Annotated in this window: 16 protein-coding genes; 10 read left to right on the forward strand and 6 right to left on the reverse strand. The window is 67.4% G+C overall.

Annotation, left to right across the window (positions count from 1 at the left end):
* Nucleotides 1-26 precede the first annotated feature (26 nt).
* Complete coding sequence (gene pvdP / locus ACYAF3_RS24630) at nt 27-1,664, forward strand: pyoverdine maturation tyrosinase PvdP (RefSeq protein WP_031755553.1); 1,638 nt, start codon at nt 27-29, stop codon at nt 1,662-1,664.
* 48 nt (nt 1,665-1,712) lie between these two features.
* Here pvdP and ompQ read toward each other — a convergent pair whose 3' ends face one another.
* From ompQ to fpvR, 4 genes are all read right to left on the reverse strand, one after another.
* Entirely contained in the window at nt 1,713-3,137 is a 1,425-nt protein-coding gene (gene ompQ / locus ACYAF3_RS24635; RefSeq protein WP_003120134.1) for a pyoverdine export/recycling transporter outer membrane subunit OmpQ, read from the reverse strand.
* A gap of 5 nt (nt 3,138-3,142) precedes the next feature.
* Complete coding sequence (pvdT, locus tag ACYAF3_RS24640; RefSeq protein ID WP_003139295.1) at nt 3,143-5,134, reverse strand: pyoverdine export/recycling transporter ATP-binding/permease subunit PvdT; 1,992 nt, start codon at nt 5,132-5,134, stop codon at nt 3,143-3,145.
* Nucleotides 5,134-6,309, reverse strand: a complete 1,176-nt coding sequence (gene pvdR / locus ACYAF3_RS24645; protein WP_003089547.1) for a pyoverdine export/recycling transporter periplasmic adaptor subunit PvdR — start codon at nt 6,307-6,309, stop codon at nt 5,134-5,136. The genes pvdT and pvdR overlap by 1 nt, the downstream gene beginning before the upstream one ends.
* Nucleotides 6,310-6,409: 100 nt before the next feature.
* Nucleotides 6,410-7,405 (reverse strand): pyoverdine signaling pathway anti-sigma factor FpvR, encoded by a 996-nt coding sequence (gene fpvR, locus ACYAF3_RS24650; RefSeq protein WP_116350004.1) that lies wholly within the window; start codon nt 7,403-7,405, stop codon nt 6,410-6,412.
* A gap of 163 nt (nt 7,406-7,568) precedes the next feature.
* On the opposite strand from fpvR, the gene fpvI reads away from it, so the two are divergent.
* The 6 genes from fpvI to lldA all read left to right on the forward strand — a co-directional run bounded on the left by fpvI (nt 7,569) and on the right by lldA (nt 14,637).
* Nucleotides 7,569-8,048, forward strand: coding sequence for a pyoverdine signaling pathway sigma factor FpvI (fpvI, locus tag ACYAF3_RS24655; RefSeq protein ID WP_003103620.1), 480 nt, complete (start codon nt 7,569-7,571; stop codon nt 8,046-8,048).
* A gap of 132 nt (nt 8,049-8,180) precedes the next feature.
* A complete protein-coding gene (pvdA, locus tag ACYAF3_RS24660; RefSeq protein ID WP_003103622.1) occupies nt 8,181-9,512 on the forward strand; it encodes an L-ornithine N(5)-monooxygenase PvdA in 1,332 nt (443 codons plus the stop codon).
* 122 nt (nt 9,513-9,634) lie between these two features.
* On the forward strand, nt 9,635-11,923 hold the full coding sequence (gene pvdQ / locus ACYAF3_RS24665) for a bifunctional acylase PvdQ (protein ID WP_003103624.1): 2,289 nt from the start codon (nt 9,635-9,637) through the stop codon (nt 11,921-11,923).
* Between the two features lie 180 nt (nt 11,924-12,103).
* Nucleotides 12,104-12,427: a transcriptional repressor gene (locus ACYAF3_RS24670; RefSeq protein WP_003089535.1), complete on the forward strand. Its 324-nt coding sequence runs from the start codon at nt 12,104-12,106 to the stop codon at nt 12,425-12,427.
* Nucleotides 12,428-12,468: 41 nt separating this feature from the next.
* On the forward strand, nt 12,469-13,389 hold the full coding sequence (locus ACYAF3_RS24675) for a LysR substrate-binding domain-containing protein (RefSeq protein WP_003124571.1): 921 nt from the start codon (nt 12,469-12,471) through the stop codon (nt 13,387-13,389).
* Between the two features lie 96 nt (nt 13,390-13,485).
* Entirely contained in the window at nt 13,486-14,637 is a 1,152-nt protein-coding gene (gene lldA / locus ACYAF3_RS24680) for an L-lactate dehydrogenase LldA (RefSeq protein WP_003104946.1), read from the forward strand.
* A 71-nt stretch (nt 14,638-14,708) separates the two neighbouring features.
* On the opposite strand, the gene ACYAF3_RS24685 is transcribed toward lldA, so the two are convergent.
* On the reverse strand, nt 14,709-14,951 hold the full coding sequence (locus ACYAF3_RS24685) for a DUF1654 domain-containing protein (protein ID WP_003089526.1): 243 nt from the start codon (nt 14,949-14,951) through the stop codon (nt 14,709-14,711).
* Nucleotides 14,952-15,245: 294 nt separating this feature from the next.
* Here ACYAF3_RS24685 and ACYAF3_RS24690 point away from each other — a divergent pair, with 294 nt between their 5' ends.
* The 3 genes from ACYAF3_RS24690 (at nt 15,246) to ACYAF3_RS24700 (ending at nt 18,530) form a co-directional block, all read left to right on the forward strand.
* Entirely contained in the window at nt 15,246-15,482 is a 237-nt protein-coding gene (locus ACYAF3_RS24690) for a hypothetical protein (RefSeq protein WP_003104944.1), read from the forward strand.
* A 265-nt stretch (nt 15,483-15,747) separates the two neighbouring features.
* Nucleotides 15,748-16,218, forward strand: coding sequence for a (2Fe-2S)-binding protein (locus tag ACYAF3_RS24695; RefSeq protein WP_003089521.1), 471 nt, complete (start codon nt 15,748-15,750; stop codon nt 16,216-16,218).
* Complete coding sequence (locus ACYAF3_RS24700; protein ID WP_128669698.1) at nt 16,215-18,530, forward strand: xanthine dehydrogenase family protein molybdopterin-binding subunit; 2,316 nt, start codon at nt 16,215-16,217, stop codon at nt 18,528-18,530. Before ACYAF3_RS24695 ends, ACYAF3_RS24700 begins: the two co-directional genes overlap by 4 nt.
* Nucleotides 18,531-18,946: 416 nt before the next feature.
* Here the strand turns inward: ACYAF3_RS24700 and ACYAF3_RS24705 are convergent, their stop codons facing one another.
* Nucleotides 18,947-20,152, reverse strand: coding sequence for an ABC transporter substrate-binding protein (locus tag ACYAF3_RS24705; RefSeq protein WP_003104937.1), 1,206 nt, complete (start codon nt 20,150-20,152; stop codon nt 18,947-18,949).
* Nucleotides 20,153-20,268: the final 116 nt, after the last annotated feature.

Genomic DNA, 20,268 nt, shown 5'->3' on the forward strand with positions numbered 1-20,268 from the left:
GCTTCGCGGTTGACACAGGTAGGACGATGACGGTTTCTCGACGAGGTTTCATGGCCGGCTTGGCGCTGACCGGAGCGGCGGCGTTGCCGGTGGCTTACTACACCCGCCGTCACTTGGCCCGCGAAGAAGAGGAACCGCCCACGGCCGACGAGGCCGTGCTCGATCTGGCCGATACCGCGGGTATGCGCCTGGGTGGTCGCTTGCGTGGGGTGTGGGACCTGCGTCTGGTCGGTGCTGATGCTGGCTTGCCCGGCCTGCCGGCGGAAGGCTTGCAAATGGTGCTGGATGTCGCTCCCAAGGGGCGTGGCCTGATTGGCTATCTCGATACTCCTACACGACTGCTGTCGAGCGATGAGCCCAGGTTCCGTGTGAGCGGCGACCTCGTTGGAGCCAGTTCGGCGCGAATTCGCTGGCGCCTGGTCGACCAGGCTTCGGCGTCGATGGCGCCGACCCATGACTGCTCCGCAGTCTTTGATGAAGTCTGGGATAATTTCGCCAATGCCGGGGACGGCACGCTGAGCGGGCATATCTTGCGCCTGGATCGTTCTCCGGGGCTGCCGGAGGAAGATTTCCGCTTCGTAGCGGTCAAGCGACACTTTCCGCCAGCTCGCGAACGCATCGCTCTCAACGAGAAATTGCTGGGATGGTTAGTGTCGCCGCAGCACCGGTTGTTCCACCAGCTATGGCACGCCTCGCGGGACAAGTGGCATCAACTGTCGGAGAAGCAGCGCAATGCGTTGCGTGGGGTGGGCTGGCAGCCTGGCCCGCTGGACCGGGAGCGCGATGCGCGGGGGCCAAGAAAGGATCGCAACGCTTCTGGTATCGACTTCCTTTTCATGCATCGGCATATGCTGCATACCGCACGATCCATGCAAGACCTGCCATCCTGGAGGCGTTTGCCGCGCCCCGCGGTTCCGCTGGAATTCGATCGTCCCGGCTTCATCCGCTACTTCGACAATCCAGATGGTTTCTCCGTGCCGCCGGCCTGGGTAGCGGTCGGGGACGACGAATACAGCGAATGGCTGCGTGGGTTGAAAAGCGTAGAAGCGTACCATTCCAATTTCCTGGCCTGGGAGTCGCAGTACCAGGATCCGGAATATCTGGCGAAGTTGACCCTGGGACAGTTCGGCTCGGAGATGGAGCTGGGTATGCACGATTGGTTGCATATGCGCTGGGCGACCGTGACCCGCGACCCATCCAACGGGTCGCCGGTCATGGGCGACCGCGTCCCGTCGGATTTCTCGCCGCGCTGGTTCCGCCCGGAGAACGATTTCCTCGGCGATCCGTTCTCGTCCCATGTGAATCCCGTGTTCTGGTCCTTCCATGGCTGGATCGACGACCGTATCGAGGATTGGTACCGTGCCCACGAGCGTTTCCATCCCGGCGAAGTGCGGCGTCGAGAGGTGCAGGGTATTCCCTGGTTTGCGGCTGGGCGCTGGGTGGAGGTGGACGACCCTTGGCTCGGCCCGGCGACCCATGGTTGCGGCCTGTCGGATCTGCAGGCGAGCAGCAATTCGGTGGAGCTGGACGTGGAAACCATGAAGCTGGCGGTACGCATCATCTTCAGCGAAGAAGACCGGTTGAGCGGCTGGCTCAAGCGTGCGCCGCGGCGGCCCTGGTACGCGCGCAACCTGAAGCTGGCGCGCGACCAGCTCAGGCGCTGAGCGGCGAAAGAGCGAGTAAGGATGGAGGAGGCCCGCGCAACGCGGGCCTCAGTCTTTCCGCGCGAGACCCTGGCGGTCGCTCTGCCAGCCGCCGCCGAGGGCCTTGTACAGGCCGACCGAGGCCTGCAGGCGGGCCAGTCGCAGTTGCACGGCGGCATCCTGCGCCGCGTACAGCGTGCGTTGCGTTTCGAGGACCGTCAGCAGGGTTTCCGCGCCGGCCTGGTAGCGGCTGTCGGAGAGATCGAAGGCGCGCTGCGCCTGCTCCAGCTCCTGCTGCTGCCAGTGCAGCTGGCGGTCGAGGCCGTCGATGCTGTTCAGCGAGCGTTCGGTGTCGGCAAAGGCGGTGAGGATCGCCTTGCGGTAGGTTTCCAGCAGTTCTTCCTGGCGCGCCAGGCTGCGGTCGCGCTCGGCGCGCAGGCGGCCGTGGTTGAAGATCGGGGCGAGCAGGTTGGCGCCCAGGTTGTAATAGGGGTTGCGGAAAGTGTCGGCGGCGCGGTTGGCGCCGGACGACAGCGAGGCGCTCAGGGTCAGCTTGGGGAACAGCGCCGCGCGCGCCACCTGCACGTCGGCCTGGGCCGCGGCCAGTTGCGCTTCGGCGTTGGCGATATCGGGACGGCGGCTGAGCAGTTCGCTCGGCAGGCCCGCTCCGGTCTCCGGCCAGCGCAGGCTGTCGAAAGGCCGCTCGGCCACCTGTAGCGCCTGCACCGGCTCGCCGATCAGGGTGGCCAGGGTAATCAGCGCCTCATGGGCCTGCTGCTCGAGCAGCGGCAGCTGCTTGCGCTGGCTGGCGACCAGGCTGCTCTGTTGGGCGACCTCCAGGGCGGTGGCCGAGCCCGCGGCATGGCGGGTCTCCACCAGGCGCAGGACGTGCTCGGCGTTGTCCAGGTTGAGCCTGGCGATGCGCTGCTGTTCGCGCAGCGCCAATACCTGCAGGTAGCTGTTGGCGACGCCGGAGAGCAGGGTCAGCTCTACCGTGGCGCGGTCGTACTCGCTGGCCTTGAGGCTTTCCAGGGCGCTGCGGTAGGCAGCCCGGCGACCGCCCCAGAAGTCCACTTCGTAGCTGGCGCTGAGGCCGGCGGAGAAGGAGTCGACGGCATCGTTGTCGGAGGTCGCGTCGGTACCGCTGTAGCCCGAGTCGCGCAGGAGTTTCTGCCGGCTGGCGCCGAGCGTCGCATTCAGCTCCGGCAGCAACGGCGCGCCGGCGATCACCGCCGAGGCCTGGGCCTGGCGTACGCGGGCCACCGCCGCGCCGAGGTCCTGGCTGTTCAGCAGGGCGCGTTGCAGCAGGCTGTCCAGTTCCGGCGCGCCGAAGGCCTTCCACCACTGGCGGATGTCGCTGGCATCGCTGCGCCCGGCCGCCAGGTAGCGCCACTGGCTGGGCGCGGCCAGGCCGCTGTCGAGGGGCGCCGGCGTGCTGCCGCAGGCGCCGAGCAGCAGGCAGGCGGAAATCAGGGAGAGATTCTTCATGGACATATCCGTCATTGGCTGGCCAGGGCGGCCACCGGGTCCAGCTGGGCGGCCTTGCGCGCCGGCATGAAGCCGAACACCAGGCCGGTGACCAGCGCGCAACTGAAGGCGCCGACGATGGCCGACAGGGAAAAGGCCACCGCGACCTGGCCGAGCAGCAGCACGCCGCCGATGCACAGGGCCAGGGCGATCCCGGCCAGGCCGCCGACCACCGAGAGCATCGCCGCCTCGGTGAGGAACTGGCGGAGGATATCGCCCTGGCGGGCGCCGGTGGCCATGCGGATGCCGATCTCGCGGGTGCGTTCGCGCACGGTCATGAGCATGATGTTCATCACGCCGATCCCGCCCACCAGCAGGGAGATCGCGGCGATCGAGCCGAGCATCAGCGACAGGGTGTTCTGGGTCTTCGCCTCGGCCTGGATCATCGCCGCGTTGTTGGTCAGCTCGTAGTCGCGCTGGCCGCGGTGCAGGCGCAGCATCAACTGGTCGATGGCGCGTTCGGCCTGGTGCACGCGCTGGGCGTCGGCGGCGGCGATGATCACGTACTCGGGGTTGCGCGTGCCGAACAGGCGGATGCTGGCAGCGGAGTAGGGGATGGCGATGCGGTTGTCGGCATCCTTGTCGCCGGAGCTGGAGCCTTTCTCGGCGAGCACGCCGATGACCTGGAACGGCACGTTCTCGATGAGGATGTAGCGGCCGATCGGGTTGGCGCTGCCGAACAGCTTCTTGCGCACCTTGTAGCCGATCACCGCGACCGTGGTGGCGGCGTCTTCGTCGCGCTCGGTGAAGTAGCTGCCCTCGGCCACCGGCCAGTTGAGGATTTCCGGGAAGTCGGTGTTGTTGCCGCCGACGTAGGCGTGGTAGTCGATGTTGCCGTAGCGCACCACCAGCTCGCCGCCGTTCACCGGCATGACCTTCTTCACCTGGGGCAGGGTGGCGATGGCGGCGACGTCGTCGCTGCTGACGATGCCCATCGGCGCGCGCGGGTTCGGCGAGTAGCCGCTGAGATAGATGATGTTCGAGCCGAACGCGCCCATCTGCGCCATCACCTGGCGCTTGCTGCCCTCGCCGACGGCGAGCATGACCACCACCGAGGCGACGCCGATGATGATCCCGAGCAGGGTCAGCGCGGTGCGGAACCGATTGATCCACATCACCCGCCAGGCGGCGCGCACCGCCTCCAGCAGTTCGGCGCGCCAGGCCCCCGAAGGTTCGCTGCTGCCCTCGGCGAGGCGCTGGCTGAGATCGTCGGCCTGCAGGTGGCGCTCGACGCCGGCGCTCGGTTGCGCCGGGCGCTCGTCGTTGGCGCTGTCGCTGACGATCTCGCCGTCGCGCACCTCGATGATGCGCTTGGCGCGGGCGGCGACGTCGCGGTCGTGGGTGATCAGGATCACCACGTGGCCCTGGCTGGCCAGCTCGTCGAGCAGCGCCATGACTTCCGCGCCGCTGTGGCTGTCGAGGGCGCCGGTGGGTTCGTCGGCGAGGATGATATGGCCGCCGTTCATCAGCGCGCGGGCGATCGACACCCGCTGCTGCTGGCCGCCGGACAACTGGTGCGGACGGTTGGCGGTGCGCTCGGCCAGGCCCAGGCGTTCGAGCAGGGCCCGCGCTCGGGTGTGCCGCTCGCTCGCCGGGATGCCGGCGTAGATCGCCGGCATCTCGACGTTTTCCTGGGCCGAGGCGGAGGGGATCAGGTGATAGCCCTGGAACACGAAGCCGAATGCCTCGCGGCGCAGCCAGGCCTGCTCGTCGCTGTCCAGTTCGGCGACGTCGTGGCCGGCGAAGTGGTAGCTGCCGGAGCTGGGCCGGTCGAGGCAGCCGAGGATGTTCATCAGGGTCGACTTGCCGGAGCCGGAGGCGCCGACGATGGCGACGAACTCGCCGGCGTGGATCGACAGCGATACGCCCTTGAGTACCTCGACTTCCGGGGTGCCATTGCCGCCGTAGCGCTTGCGGATGTCGCGCAGTTCGATCAGGGGGACGGGGTGCGTGGCGTTTTCCATCAGCTGTCGCTGCCGTCGGGAGCGGCCATCAACAGGCGGTCGCCTTCCTCCAGGCCGGCAAGCACCTGTACCCGCAGGCGGTCGCTGATGCCGGTCCTGATCTGGCGGCTCTGCGGCTTGCCGTTGCTGCCGACCACCCAGGCGACCTGGCCGCCCTTGCCGTCGTCGTGGATGGCGGCGACCGGCGCGGTGAGGATGTTTTCCGCGGTGGCGGCGACGAAGAACACCTGGGCGGTCATTTCCGCCATCAGTTGGTGGTCGCCGTTGTCCACGTCGACCAGCACGGTATACAGCACCACCCGGCCGCTGCCGCTCTGCCCGCCGCTGCCGCTGGTGGGGCTGCCGCCGCCCTGGTTGCTCTGGTCCAGCGGCTTGGGTGGCACCGGGAGGATCTGCCGGACCTTGCCGGTCCAGCGCCGGCCTTCGCCGCTGAGGGTCGTGAAGTAGGCCGGCATGCCGGGCTTGACCCGGCCGATGTCGGCTTCCGAAACCTGGGCCCAGACGGTCATCGGCGACAATTTGGCGATCCTCAGGATCAACGGGGTCTGCTGCTGGGCATTGAGGGTCTGGCCTTCGCGCGCATCGACCGCCACCACCGTGCCGGACATCGGCGCGTAGATGCGGGTATAGCCGAGTTCGGCTTCGTCGCTGCGCAACGAGGCCTGGGCCTGGCGGATCTGCGCCTGGTACATCTCGATCCGCGCCTGGGTGGCGAGCATCTGCGCCTGGGCGCTCTGCACGTCCTCGGTACGCGTCGCGCCGCCGGCGGCCAGCCGCTGCTGGCGCTGGTACTGCTGGCGGGCGAGGGTGTACTGGGCACGTTGCTCGGCCAGCTGGGCCTTGAGCATCTCGATCGAATAGCGGCCGGCATCGACCTTGGCCTGCTGGGTGGAGGGGTCGATCTCGACCAGCAACTGGCCTTCCGTCACATCGTCCCCGGCCTCGACGTGCAACTTGCGGATCTGCCCGGAGGCCTGGGCGCCGACGTCGACGTAGCGCCGCGGTTGCAGGGTGCCGAGCGCCGAGACGCTGCTCTCGATGCTGCCGCGGCTGACGCTCACGGTGTCGAAGCTGTTGCTGCGGAACGGATAGGCCTGCCAGGCGGCCAGGGCGATCAGGGGGCTGAGGCAGACTGCGACGAGCAGTGCGCGACGAGTACTACGGGTTCGTCTCATTCGGGAATCCGGCCGGTGCGTGGAGAGACCGCCGCCGCTGGATCGGCAGGCTGGGCACTGCCAGATATACGAGGCCAGGGCGGCTAAATTTAACCTGGGTTCAGAGCTGGGCGTAACGGCTGCTGATGCGGATGCTGCCGTCCTCGCGATGTTCCAGGTCCACGGGCAGGACTTTCGGCAGGGCGTCGACCAGGCTGTGGATGTCGCGGGTGCTGTAGATCCCGCCAATGCGCAGTTTCGCAGCGCTCCTGTCGCCCAGGACCAGCGGAGCGTCGAGGTAGCGGTTGATCAGCGGCAGGGCCTTGGACAGGGGCAGGTCGTCGAGTACCAGGCGGCCCTCGCGCCAGGCTAGCGTCTGGCGGGTATCCACGGCTTCGACCAACGGTTGCAGCAGGCCCGGATAGTAGCTGGCCTGCATGCCGGGAGTCAGGCTGCTGTCGTTGCCCGAGCCTTCGCTGCGGACCTTCACCGAGCCCTCGGTGACGGTGACTACCACGTTGTCCTGGTACTTCCAGACGTTGAAGCGGGTGCCGGTGACGGTGATCGAGCCGTTGCCGGCCTTGACCACGAAGGGGTGCGCGCTGTCGTGGGTGACATGGAAGTAGGCCTCGCCCCTGTCCAGGGAAACCCGGCGGATGTCCTTGAAATTGGCGAAGCTCAGCTGCGTATTGAGGTCCAGTTCGACCTCGCTGCCGTCGGGAAGAACGGCATGCCTGACGTTGCCCTCGGCCTCGTAGCGCTGGTAGTTGGAAGGAATCCAGCCTTGCAGCCAGCCGAGGTAGCCGGCCGTCGGTAACATAAGCAGGGCGAGGGCGGCGGCGCGTGCCTGGCTCTTCCAGCCCCTGCGGCGACGGCCGAGCGGGCGGGTTGCGGCGTGGTTGCGAAGCTCGGGCGCCGGCGTTCGCGGCAGCAGTTCGCTGAGCGCCCAGATCTCCTCCATTTCTGCGTATTCGGCGGCGTGCCGGGGATCGGCTGCCAGCCAGCGCTGGAACTCGCCACGCTCTTCCTCGGAGAGGTCCTCGGCGTGCAGGCGCATGCACCAATGCGCGGCGTCCTGCACAAGGGTGTCGCTGTCGGCGGGAGAGGGTGTCTTCATCGAGGGTTCCAGTTATGCCTTCGGATTGCGCTGCGAGCGAAACAAGGCTTTAAAGCTTGATGAGAATTATTATAAATTTAATGATTTCATACTGCCAATGTCGCCGGCAGGCGATCCCGCCCTTGGAAGGACAGTGCCGTAGAGGCAGCGAGCAGGAGTCGTCTTGGAAAACCATTATCGGGAGCTGCTGCGATTCCTCAGTGCCAGGCTCGGGGATCGACACGCAGCGGCGGATGTCGCCCACGACGCGTATTTGCGCGTTCTGGAGCGCTCCAGTCAAGCGCAGATCGAGCATCCGAAGGCTTTTCTGTACCGGACGGCGCTCAACCTGGCGGTGGACGAGCACCGTCGCAGCCGGGTGCGCCGGGCGGAACCCCTGGAGGTCCTGGACGACGAGGAGGGCCTGGCCAGTCCCTCGCCGCAGACGGTGGTCGACCAGGGGCAGCGCCTGGACAACCTGCAGCGCGCGCTGGCCGAGTTGCCGGCCATCTGCCGCAGTTCCTTCCTGTTGCGCAAGCTGGACGGCCTGTCCCATTCGCAGATCGCCGAACATCTCAATATTTCCCGCAGCCTGGTGGAAAAGCACATCGTCAACGCGATGAAGCACTGTCGGGTGCGCATGCGCGAATGGGAAGCCGACTGATTTCGCTATTCGTGCTCGGCAACGCTTAAATTTCATTTCCCTGTCCTCGTTCCTAGTCAACAGATGGCCCTCCAGGGCTGCTCTCGACTTATCGCTCCCGCTTGAAAGGGGGCCAATCCAGAGGAACTGGAAATGACTCAGGCAACTGCAACCGCCGTGGTTCACGATCTCATCGGTGTCGGCTTCGGCCCTTCCAATATCGCCCTGGCGATTGCCCTCCAGGAACGGGCCCAGGCGCAGGGCGCCCTGGAAGTGCTGTTCCTGGACAAGCAGGGCGACTACCGCTGGCACGGCAACACCCTGGTGTCGCAGAGCGAGTTGCAGATCTCCTTCCTCAAGGACCTGGTGTCCCTGCGCAACCCCACCAGCCCGTATTCCTTCGTCAACTACCTGCACAAGCACGATCGTCTGGTCGACTTCATCAACCTGGGCACCTTCTATCCCTGCCGGATGGAGTTCAACGACTACCTGCGCTGGGTCGCCAGCCACTTCCAGGAGCAGAGCCGCTACGGCGAAGAGGTCCTGCGCATCGAGCCGATGCTGAGCGCCGGCCAGGTCGAGGCGCTGCGGGTGATCTCGCGCAACGCCGACGGCGAGGAGCTGGTGCGCACCACCCGCGCCCTGGTGGTCAGTCCCGGCGGCACCCCGCGTATCCCGCAGGTGTTCCGTGCGCTCAAGGGCGACGGCCGGGTGTTCCACCACAGCCAGTACCTGGAACACATGGCCAAGCAGCCCTGCAGCAGTGGCAAGCCGATGAAGATCGCCATTATCGGCGGCGGGCAGAGCGCGGCGGAGGCCTTCATCGACCTCAACGACAGCTACCCGTCGGTGCAGGCCGACATGATCCTGCGTGCCTCGGCGCTCAAGCCGGCGGACGATAGCCCGTTCGTCAACGAAGTGTTCGCGCCGAAGTTCACCGATCTCATCTACAGCCGCGAACATGCCGAACGCGAGCGTTTGCTGCGCGAATACCACAACACCAACTATTCGGTGGTGGATACCGACCTGATCGAGCGCATCTACGGCGTCTTCTACCGCCAGAAAGTCTCCGGCATCCCGCGCCACGCCTTCCGTTGCATGACCACCGTGGAGCGCGCGACCGCCACCGCCCAGGGCATCGAGCTGGCGTTGCGCGACGCCGGTAGCGGCGAGCTAAGCGTAGAGACCTACGACGCAGTGATCCTGGCCACCGGCTATGAGCGCCAGTTGCACCGCCAACTGCTCGAACCGCTGGCGGAGTACCTCGGCGACCACGAGATCGGCCGCGACTACCGCCTGCAGACCGACGAGCGCTGCAAGGTGGCGATCTACGCGCAGGGCTTCAGCCAGGCCAGCCATGGCCTCAGCGACACCCTGCTGTCGGTGCTGCCGGTACGTGCCGAGGAAATCTCCGGCTCCCTGTACCAGCACCTGAAGCCCGGCGCTCCGGCCCGCGCCCTGCACGAGCACGCCCTGGCCAGCTGATCGGCGCCACGCCGCCACGCCCTGTGTTGCCCGTTTCCCCGCCAGGGGATGCCCGGCACGCAGGGCGTTTTCGTTGCATGTCCCGGCCGTTCCGGCCACCACTTTGCAGAGAAACGACATCGATGGGGATGCGTACCGTACTGACCGGCCTGGCCGGCATGCTGTTGGGTTCGATGATGCCGGTCCAGGCCGATATGCCGCGGCCGACCGGGCTGGCCGCGGACATCCGCTGGACCGCCTATGGCGTGCCGCACATCCGGGCCAAGGATGAGCGCGGCCTGGGCTATGGCATCGGCTACGCCTACGCGCGCGACAACGCCTGCCTGCTGGCCGAGGAGATCGTCACCGCGCGCGGCGAGCGGGCGCGCTATTTCGGCAGCGAGGGCAAGTCGTCGGCCGAGCTGGACAACCTGCCGTCCGACATCTTCTACGCCTGGCTCAACCAGCCCGAGGCGCTGCAAGCCTTCTGGCAGGCGCAGACGCCCGCGGTACGCCAGTTGCTCGAAGGCTACGCCGCCGGTTTCAACCGCTTCCTCCGCGAGGCCGACGGCAAGACCACCAGTTGCCTTGGCCAGCCCTGGCTGCGGGCCATCGCGACCGATGACCTGCTGCGCCTGACCCGGCGCCTGCTGGTCGAAGGCGGGGTCGGCCAGTTCGCCGACGCGCTGGTGGCCGCCGCGCCGCCCGGAGCGGAGAAGGTCGCCTTGAGCGGCGAGCAGGCGTTCCAGGTCGCCGAGCAGCGGCGCCAGCGCTTCCGCCTGGAGCGCGGCAGCAACGCCATTGCCGTTGGCAGCGAACGTTCGGCGGACGGCAAGGGCATGCTCCTGGCCAACCCGCACTTCCCCTGGAACGGCGCGATGCGTTTCTACCAGATGCACCTGACCATTCCCGGCCGGCTCGACGTGATGGGGGCCTCGCTGCCCGGCCTGCCGGTGGTCAACATCGGCTTCAGCCGCCACCTGGCCTGGACCCACACGGTGGATACCTCCAGCCACTTCACCCTGTATCGCCTGGCGCTGGACCCGAAGGACCCGCGGCGCTACCTGGTCGACGGTCGTTCGCTGCCGCTGGAGGAGAAGTCCGTCGCGATCGAGGTGCGCGGCGCCGACGGCAAGCTGTCGCGCGTCGAGCACAAGGTCTACCAGTCGATCTACGGCCCGCTGGTGGTCTGGCCCGGCAAGCTGGACTGGAACCGCAGCGAGGCCTATGCGCTGCGTGACGCCAACCTGGAGAACACCCGGGTACTGCAACAGTGGTACTCGATCAACCAGGCCAGCGACGTCGCCGACCTGCGCCGGCGCGTCGAGGCGCTACAGGGGATCCCCTGGGTCAACACCCTGGCCGCGGACGAGCAGGGCAACGCCCTGTACATGAACCTGTCGGTGGTGCCCTACCTGAAGCCGGAACTGATTCCCGCCTGCGCCATTCCGCAACTGGTCGCCGAAGGCCTGCCGGCCCTCCAGGGGCAGGACAGCCGCTGTGCCTGGAGCCGCGACCCGGCCGCGGCCCAGGCTGGCATCACCCCGGCGGCGCAACTGCCGGTGCTGTTGCGCAGGGACTTCGTGCAGAACTCCAACGACAGCGCCTGGCTGACCAACCCGGCGAGCCCGCTGCAGGGCTTCTCGCCCCTGGTCAGCCAGGAGAAGCCCATCGGTCCGCGGGCGCGCTACGCCCTGAGCCGGCTACAGGGCAAGCAGCCGCTGGAGGCGAAGACGCTCGAGGAGATGGTCACCGCCAACCATGTCTTCAGCGCCGACCAGGTGCTGCCGGACCTGCTCCGCCTGTGCCGCGACAACCAGGGCGAGAATTCCCTTGCCCGTGCCTGCGCGGCCCTGGCGCAGTGGGACCGTGGCGCCAACCTCGACAGCGGCAGCGGCTTCGTCTACTTCCAGCGCTTCATGCAACGCTTCGCCGAACTCGACGGCGCGTGGAAGGAACCGTTCGATGCGCAACGTCCCCTGGATACGCCGCAAGGCATCGCCCTCGACCGGCCGCAGGTGGCGACCCAGGTGCGCCAGGCGCTGGCGGACGCGGCGGCGGAGGTGGAGAAGAGTGGGATTCCCGACGGCGCGCGCTGGGGCGACCTGCAAGTGAGTACCCGTGGCCAGGAACGCATCGCGATTCCCGGCGGCGATGGCCATTTCGGGGTCTACAACGCGATCCAGAGCGTCCGCAAGGGCGACCACCTGGAGGTGGTCGGCGGCACCAGCTACATCCAGCTGGTGACCTTCCCCGAGGAAGGGCCCAAGGCTCGCGGGTTGCTGGCTTTCTCCCAGTCCAGCGATCCGCGCTCGCCGCACTACCGCGACCAGACCGAGCTGTTTTCCCGCCAGCAATGGCAGACCTTGCCGTTCAGCGACAGGCAGATCGACGCCGACCCGCAACTGCAACGGCTAAGCATTCGCGAATGATAAGCAATGCCTATCAGATCTGATGGGAAAAAAACTGACGGTTTTTCCGCGCTCGTTCGTCTTTAACCATAGAGGCGGCCCACAGCCGCCCGGTTCCAGGGAACACGTGCAGGCAGCGAGCAGGGATGCTCGGCTTCGGCGGGGACCCGCTACCCACTCGTCCACGAAAGGAGCGTCACGATGACCCATTCGCCCGTCAAACAGATGTTGAAGGAGGCCGGCCTGAAGATGAGCCTGGCCCGGCTGAAAGTGATCGATGCGCTCTGGGAAGCCTCGGGGGAGCAGGGCCGGGTGCCGATCCGCACCCTGCACCGGCGTCTCTCCGAAACCGGTACGCCGCTGTCCCTGGTGAGCATCCGCCAGGTCCTCGGGCGCCTGGTGGAAAGCGGCCTGGTGACCCTCGACGAACAGGATGTCTACAGCCCCGGCAAGGCTTCCTGGGGCGGTGCCGCCGGTTCCGCGGCGCCCGAGCGCCGCGCCGCGGCCAACGAGCAGCGGCTCTGACGCGGTATCCCTGATCTCGGGCAGCGGGTAAAGTCTGCCCCATGCTCAATCCCGACGATTTCCGTTTTCCTTCCATCGAAGCGTTGCAGGCGTTCGAAGCGGCTGCCCGGCTGGGTACCTTCGAGCGCGCCGCCGAACTCCTGTCGATCACCGGCAGCGCCGCCAGCAAGCGGGTTTCCGGTCTCGAGGGGATGCTCGGGGTGAGCCTGTTGCAGCGCGACGGCCGCTCGCTGGCGCTGACCTCCCACGGCCGCGAGTACCTCGAACAGATCGCGCCGATCCTCGCCCAGCTCGCGGCGGTTCCGCTGCATCGTCGCCAGGTCCAGCGCCAGCAGCGGCTGACCCTGCGCACGCCGCCGACCTTCGCCCGGCAGATCCTGATTCCGCGCCTGGCGTCCTTCGCCGAGGCCTGTCCGGAAATCGAGCTGGAGATTCTCCTGTCGAGTCCTTCGGACGGCCAGGACCTGCCGCTGGCCGATGTCGAGGTGCGCGGCGACAGCCATGGCGTGGCGGCCGGCGAGCGGCTGCTGGAGGAGCGCGTGCTACCGATGGCCGCGCCGGGGCTGCTGCTCGGCCTGCCGCGGCCCTGGACGCCAGCCATGCTCGCCGGCCTGCCGTTGCTGCGCTCGCCGCTGGAGCCCTGGCAGCCGTGGTTCCGCGTGGCCGGGCTGGACTGGCCGGAGCCCTGCGCCGGGCCGCGCCTGCTCGATTTGGGCATGACCCTGGAAGCCGCCGCCAACGGCCAGGGCGTGGCCCTCGCGCGACCCTCGCTGGCGCGCGCCTGGCTTGCCGAGGGGCGGCTGGTGGTGCTGTTCCCGCTGCGTTCGGCGCCCACCCACCATTACCACCTGCGCAGCCACCAGGCCTCGCCGGCCAGTCAGCGTTTCGCCGCCTGGCTGGCGGCGATCTGCCGCGAGGCGGTGGCCCAGGGCAGGGAATTCCTTCCGGCGGCGGACGACTGAAACGGCGGAATTTCCTTCCGCCGATGCCGACAATTATTCCGCCTGCGGCGGTACGTCGCGCTCTACCATCCAGCCACCCCCGAAGGAGTGGACTGCATGAGCGTCATCACCGATATCGAAGACCTGCGCCGCCTGGCGCGCAAGCGCGTGCCGCGGATGTTCTACGACTACGCCGACTCCGGTTCCTGGAGCGAAGGCACCTACCGCGCCAACCAGGACGACTTCGCCGCGATCAAGCTGCGCCAGCGGGTCGCGCGGAATATCGAGAACCGCTCGCTGCGCACTCGCATGCTCGGCCAGGAGATGGCCATGCCGGTGGCCATCGCGCCCACCGGGCTGGCCGGCATGCAGCATGCCGACGGCGAGATCCTCGCCGCCCGCGCCGCCGCCGAGTTCGGCGTGCGCTACACCCTGTCGACTATGAGCATCTGTTCCCTGGAGGACATCGCCACGGAAGTCGGCCAGCCGTTCTGGTTCCAGCTCTACGTGATGCGCGACCGCGATTTCATCGAACGCCTGATCGACCGTGCCAAGGCCGCCGGCTGCGACGCGCTGGTGCTGACCCTCGACCTGCAGATCATCGGCCAGCGCCACAAGGACCTGAAGAACGGTCTCTCGGCGCCGCCGCGGCCGACCCTGGCCAACCTGCTGAACATCGCCACCAAGCCGCGCTGGGCGCTGGGCATGCTCGGCACCCGGCGTCGCGGTTTCGGCAACATCGTCGGTCACGTCAAGGGTGTCGACGACATGGGCTCGCTGTCCGAGTGGACCGCCCGCCAGTTCGACCCGCGGCTGAACTGGGGCGACGTCGAATGGATCAAGCGGCGCTGGGGCGGCAAGCTGGTACTCAAGGGCATTCTCGATGCCGAGGATGCGCGGTTGGCCGCCGACTCCGGCGCCGATGCGCTGGTCGTCAGCAACCATGGCGGACGCCAACTGGACGGCGCGCCCTCGACCATCAGCGCGCTGCCGGCGATCGTCGAGGCGGTGGGCGAGCGCATCGAGGTCTGGCTCGACAGCGGCATCCGTTCCGGGCAGGACGTGCTCAAGGCCATCGCCCTCGGTGCGCGCGGGACCATGATCGGCCGTCCCTATCTCTACGGGCTGGGCGCGCTGGGGCAGGCCGGAGTGACGCGGGCGCTGGAGATCATAGCCCGCGAGCTGGACCTGACCATGGCCTTCTGCGGCCATACCGACATCCGCGAGGTCGGCCGGGACATCCTGTTGCCGGGAAGCTATCCGCGATAGCCGCGAACAGCGAATGGAAGGGAAGGGAAGAGCGCAAGCCGCGCGGCTCGACGGCCGCGCGGCAAACAGGATCAGGCGGCGGAACTCCAGCGCAGGACGATGCTGCCGTCGCGCTGCGGGTCGAGCAGCCACTGGTTGGAACGGTCGAAGCTTTCCAGCAGGTGGGCCCAGTCGCCCTCGTCTTCGCCGGGCAATCGGGAAATGCAGGCCTGGCAGGCCTGTTGCGCGGCCGGGGCGTGGATGATGCGCTGGATGCGGGTGTTCAGCAGGTCATAGGCCGTGGGCAGGGCGGGGATCGATGCAGTGTGGTTCATGGGTGCCTCCGCTTGCTTTCTCGGTTATGGGTGGGTGGACAAAGGAACCCTCGGTTCCGGCGAGATACCTTTGTAGCGGAACTCGTGTGAAGAAAGTATTGCAACGTTGTCGCAGGGGCACGCCGCAGGGATGTACGGCTCTTGGCAACGGCTCTGGCGGTAGGCGACACTGCGTCGCGAGGAAAATCGTTGCGCATTGTTTCAATGCGCGGAAAGGCGTTTTTCCAGGGATGGGCTTTGACCGGCACCCAGTGCAAGGCAAGGTGACCGGTACTTCTCGACGGATACGACTGCATGGCGTTAGAACCTTCCGATGTTTTGCTCGAATCGGTGTTTTGTCAGCTGGATGCCGACACCCCGCGTTCCCTCCATGATCTCAAGGGCGACCCCAGGGCCAACCTGCTGGCGATCCGCCTGCTGTTCCGCCAGGGCCGCATCACCGGCGTGCTGCTGGACGACCCCAGCGGTGCCGAGGACCAGCATGGGCCGTTGATCTACCACGCCGAGCGCCTGCGCGTGCGGCGCGGCTAACGCCGTTTCCCCTGGCCGAGCCGCTCGCTTTCCGGCGAGCGGCGAGGAGCGGGCCACCGGGAATGCTGCCTCGCCCGGGCGATTCCCGCCCGGCTTGGGTGTCGTTGAATTCCATTCAACGATACGTTCAGTTCTGCCAGGTTATGCGCCGCAGTCCTCTCGCCAATAATCTCCCTTCAGTCCGATGAGAGACTCGCCGCGCCCATGGGGGGCGGCGCAGTCGCCGTGCGACTCCATAACCAGAAACCAGAAAAGGCGTGCACCGATGATTACCCTGAACCTCAATGGCAAGGATCATCAGCTCGATGTCACCGAGGATATGCCCTTGCTCTGGGCTATCCGCGACGTCGTCGGCTATACCGGGACCAAGTTCGGCTGCGGCATGGGCCTGTGCGGCTCCTGCACCATCCATATCGACGGCCAGGCCACCCGTTCCTGCATCACGCCGGTGAGCCTGGCGCAGGGCAGGAAGGTCACCACCATCGACCACCTGCACACCGACAAGGTCGGCGAAGTCGTCCAGCAGGCCTGGCTGGACATCGGCGTGGCGCAGTGCGGCTACTGCCAGGGCGGGCAGATCATGTCGGCCACGGCGTTGCTGAAGAGCAACCCCGCGCCCAGCGACGAGCAGATCGAGGCGGCCATGGCCGGCAACATCTGCCGCTGCGGCACCTACAACCGGATCAAGACGGCGATCCACAACGCCTCCGCCAAGTTGCAGGAGGCCAAGGCATGAAGCGCTCGTACCCCGACGATCTGGTCATCGGCAATCTCAGCCGCCGCGGTTTCCTCAAGGGCGTCGGCGCCACCGGCGTGCTGCTGGTGGCTGCCAACTGGGGCTGGCGCGACGCCCTGGCCGCCGAGAAGAAGGCCTTCGGCGCCGACGCCATGCCCCACGGCTGGGTGGACAACCCGAAGATCTACGTGAGCATCGACCGGGACGGCACGGTCGGCGTCGTCTGCAACCGCTCGGAAATGGGCCAGGGCGTGCGCACCAGCCTGGCGATGGTGGTGGCCGACGAGCTGGAGGCCGACTGGAGCCGGGTCAAGGTGATCCAGGCGCCCGGCGACGAAGCGCGCTACGGCAACCAGGACACGGATGGCTCGCGCAGCATGCGCCATTGGTTCGAACCCATGCGCCGCTGCGGTGCGGCGGCGCGACAGATGCTCGAACAGGCCGCGGCCAACCAGTGGAAGGTCCCGCTGGGCGAGTGCCGCGCCGAACAGAACAAGGTGCTGCATGCGCCCAGCGGCCGTTCGCTGTCCTTCGGCGAACTGGCCGAGGCCGCCGCGGGTCTCGAAGTGCCGGCGCGCGACAAGCTGCTGCTGAAGAAGCCCGAGCAGTTCCGCTACATCGGCAAGGACGTGGCGCGCGCCATCGACGGCGCCGATATCGTCAATGGCCGCGCCGGCTTCGGCTTCGACGCGCGCTTCGACGACATGCTCTACGCCGTGGTCGCCCGGCCGCCGGTCTACGGCGGCAAGCTCAAGCGCTACGACGCCGCCGCGGCGCTGAAGGTGCCGGGGGTGGTCAAGGTGATCGAGATCGAGGGCCGGCCGATCCCGTCCGAGTTCCAGCCGCTGGGCGGGGTCGCCGTGGTGGCGCAGAACACCTGGGCGGCGATCAAGGGGCGCGAGGCGCTGGTGGTCGAGTGGGACGCCGGGGTCAACGGCGGCTACGACTCGGTGGCCTACCGCAAGCAACTGGAAGAGGCAGCGCGCAAGCCGGGCAAGGTGGTGCGCGACAGCGGCGATGCCGCGGCGCTATTCGCCAAGGGCGGGGATATCGTCGAGGCCGAGTACTACCTGCCGCACCTGGCCCAGGCGCCGATGGAACCGCCGGTATCCACCGCCTGGTACAAGGACGGCGCCTGCGAGGTCTGGGCCCCGACCCAGGCGCCGCAAGTGACCCGCGAGCGCATCGCCGAGCGCCTGAAACTGCCGTTCGACAAGGTCACGGTCAACGTGACCCTGCTCGGCGGCGGTTTCGGCCGCAAGTCCAAGCCCGACTTCGTGCTGGAAGCGGCGATCCTGGCCAAGGCGTTCCCCGGTCGCCACCTGCGCGTGCAGTGGACCCGCGAGGACGACCTGCATTTCTCCTATTTCCACACGGTCTCGGTGGAGCGCCTGCAGGCCGTGCTTGGCGCCGACGGGCTGCCGCAGGCCTGGCTGCATCGCTCGGTGGCGCCGAGCATCACCGCACTGTTCGGCCCGGACAGCAAGCACCAGGGCGCCTTCGAACTGGGCATGGGCCTGACCAACCTGCCGTTCGCCATCCCCAACGTGCGCCTGGAGAACCCCGAGGCCCCGGCGCACACCCGGGTCGGCTGGTTCCGTTCGGTCTCCAACATCCCCCACGCCTTCGCCATCCAGAGCTTCGTCGGCGAACTGGCGGCGAAGGCCGGCCAGGACCCGAAGGACTACCTGCTCAAGCTGCTCGGCCCGGCGCGGCGGATCGACACCGCCGAACTCGGCGACAGCTGGAACTACGGCGAGTCGCCGGAGCGCTACCCGCTGGATGTCGGCCGCCTGCGCGGGGTGATCGAGGAGGCGGTGCGCCAGTCCGGCTGGGGCGGCGAGCTGCCCAGAGGCAGGGCGCGGGGAATCGCCGCGCACTACAGCTTCGTCACCTACGTGGCGGTGGTGATCGAGGTGGAGGTGAAGGACGACGGCGCGCTGCTGGTGCACAAGGCCACCATCGCCGCCGACTGCGGTCCGCAGATCAACCCCGAGCGCATCCGCTCGCAGCTCGAAGGCGCCTGCGTGATGGGCCTGGGCCTGGCGGCGCTGGGCGAGATCAGCTTCAAGGATGGCAAGGTCCAGCAGGACAATTTCCACCAGTACGAGCTGGCGCGCATGCCGCTGGCGCCCAAGGCGGTGTCGGTGCATCTGCTCAAGCCGGATGGCGACCTGCCGTTGGGCGGGGTCGGCGAGCCCGGCGTGCCGCCGATAGCGCCGGCGCTGTGCAACGCGATCTTCGCCGCCACCGGCAAGCGCATCCGCGAGTTGCCGATCCGCAATCAGTTGCAGGGGTGGCGGAAGGCCTAGGTCCTAGGTCCTGATCGTCGCCTGCGTGAGTTCGCGCGAGCGCAGGCGATGGATCAGGTTCTACGCGGAAGTCGTTGTCGAAGAAGAGTTTTCCGTGCCGCCGTCCCTCCCTGGCAGAGGCCTGTCGGCGGATAACGCGCGTGGCCTCGTTCGCCCTGCGCAGCGAAGGCGGCAAGCGGACGCCAGGGCGGACAACGGGTAGCGTTATGCGCCGCCTTGTCGTTTCAACTTAAAGTGAATTCTAGTATTTTATTTATCTTATTGATCAATAGGATAAATCGTTTATTAAAAGTATTTTATAAGAAGTGGGGGGCTTCCCAGCCGCTCCAGGCCGCCTGCTTGCCGTCGAAACCGGATTGGCAATTCTCCAGGATCGACGACCCCGCGTCGTCCGTGCGCGAGGCCGTCATGGCGGTTCAGTAGATCGGCAGGTCCGGTTCGGGCAGGGCGACGATGTCGTTCGCCGTCAGCCCCAGCAGGCTCATCAGCGCCGGGTCGCGCAACGGCGACTCGCCGCGTACCGGGCCGAAGATTTGCGCCATGTGCCTGCGCAGGCTGGCCACCCGTTGGCGATCGGCCATCCAGCGGGTGAAATCGTGCACGTCGACGTTCTTCAGCGACTCCAGTGGCGGCAGCCCAGGCGCTTCGCCGACGTCGGCGCGGGCGCGCCAGCCGCCGTAGCTGGACTGGAACTCGGCCGAGCCCAGGTAGGACAGCAGCAGCTTGGCCGTGGCCGGATGACGGGCGGCCTTGAAGATCGCCGCGCGCTGGTTCCAGACGATGAACGGCTCGTCGGTCGGGATGAAGTAGCCGGCCGGCGTATCGCTGTCGGTCGCATAGCCGGTCAGGTTGCCCAGCGAACCGATGGAGTCGGTGCCCACCGAGGCCGCCGGCGCCGCCGTGCCGCGCAGGAAGTTCGGCTTCTGCGCCGCCAGGGCGCGCAGGAAACCGCTGCCGTAGCGCCGTTCCAGCTTGTCGTAGACGTACAGCACCGCATCGTCGTCATGGGGATAGGTCAGCACCAGCTTGCCCTTGAAGGCCGGCTTCAGGTAATCGGCGAAGCGCGTCGGATAGCGCTCCGCTGGCAGCCGGACGGAAGCGTAGGTCGGCACGAAGGCGTTGTTGTAGGCCGTGACATAGGCGCCGTCGGGATCGGCGTAGCCTTTCTTCTGCCGGGCGAAGCCGACCGGCTTGTAGCGCAGCAGCACGTCGCGGGCCTTCCATTTGTCGAAATCGAAGGTGGTTTGCAGCATCGCCACGTCCGGCGTCAGGGTGCCGGCGGCGAGTTCCTGGTCGATGCGCAGGTCGTGGAACTTGGAGAGGTCCACCGTGACGTCCAGGGTCACGCCGGGAAAGCGGCTCTCGAAGGCCGTCTTCAACCAGTCCATCTGGTTCGGCGCGTCGCCGCCGGCCCAGAGCACCACCTTGCCGCCTTCGCCCCGTGCGCGGGCGTAGAGCGAAGCGAGCCTGTCGGTCTCGCCGGGAATGACCAGGGTCGCCCCCGCGGTTTCCGGCCCTAGAGCTGGCTTTCGTGGCAATTTTCCCGCCGTTTCGCTGGCGAACGAAGAAGATGCGAAGACCAGAACCCATGCCGCCATCAGCGGCTTCACCCTGTCGATCATGTGCCGTTCCTCTGCTGAAAACGAGCGTCGCCGCTCCCGGTGAGGCCGGCGCGCAGGCGCGCCCCTCATGGATGGGACTGGTCCGCCGCGACGGGCTTCAGCGCCGCGAGGAGACT

It is taken from the genome of Pseudomonas sp. TZ252 (assembly GCF_056110345.1).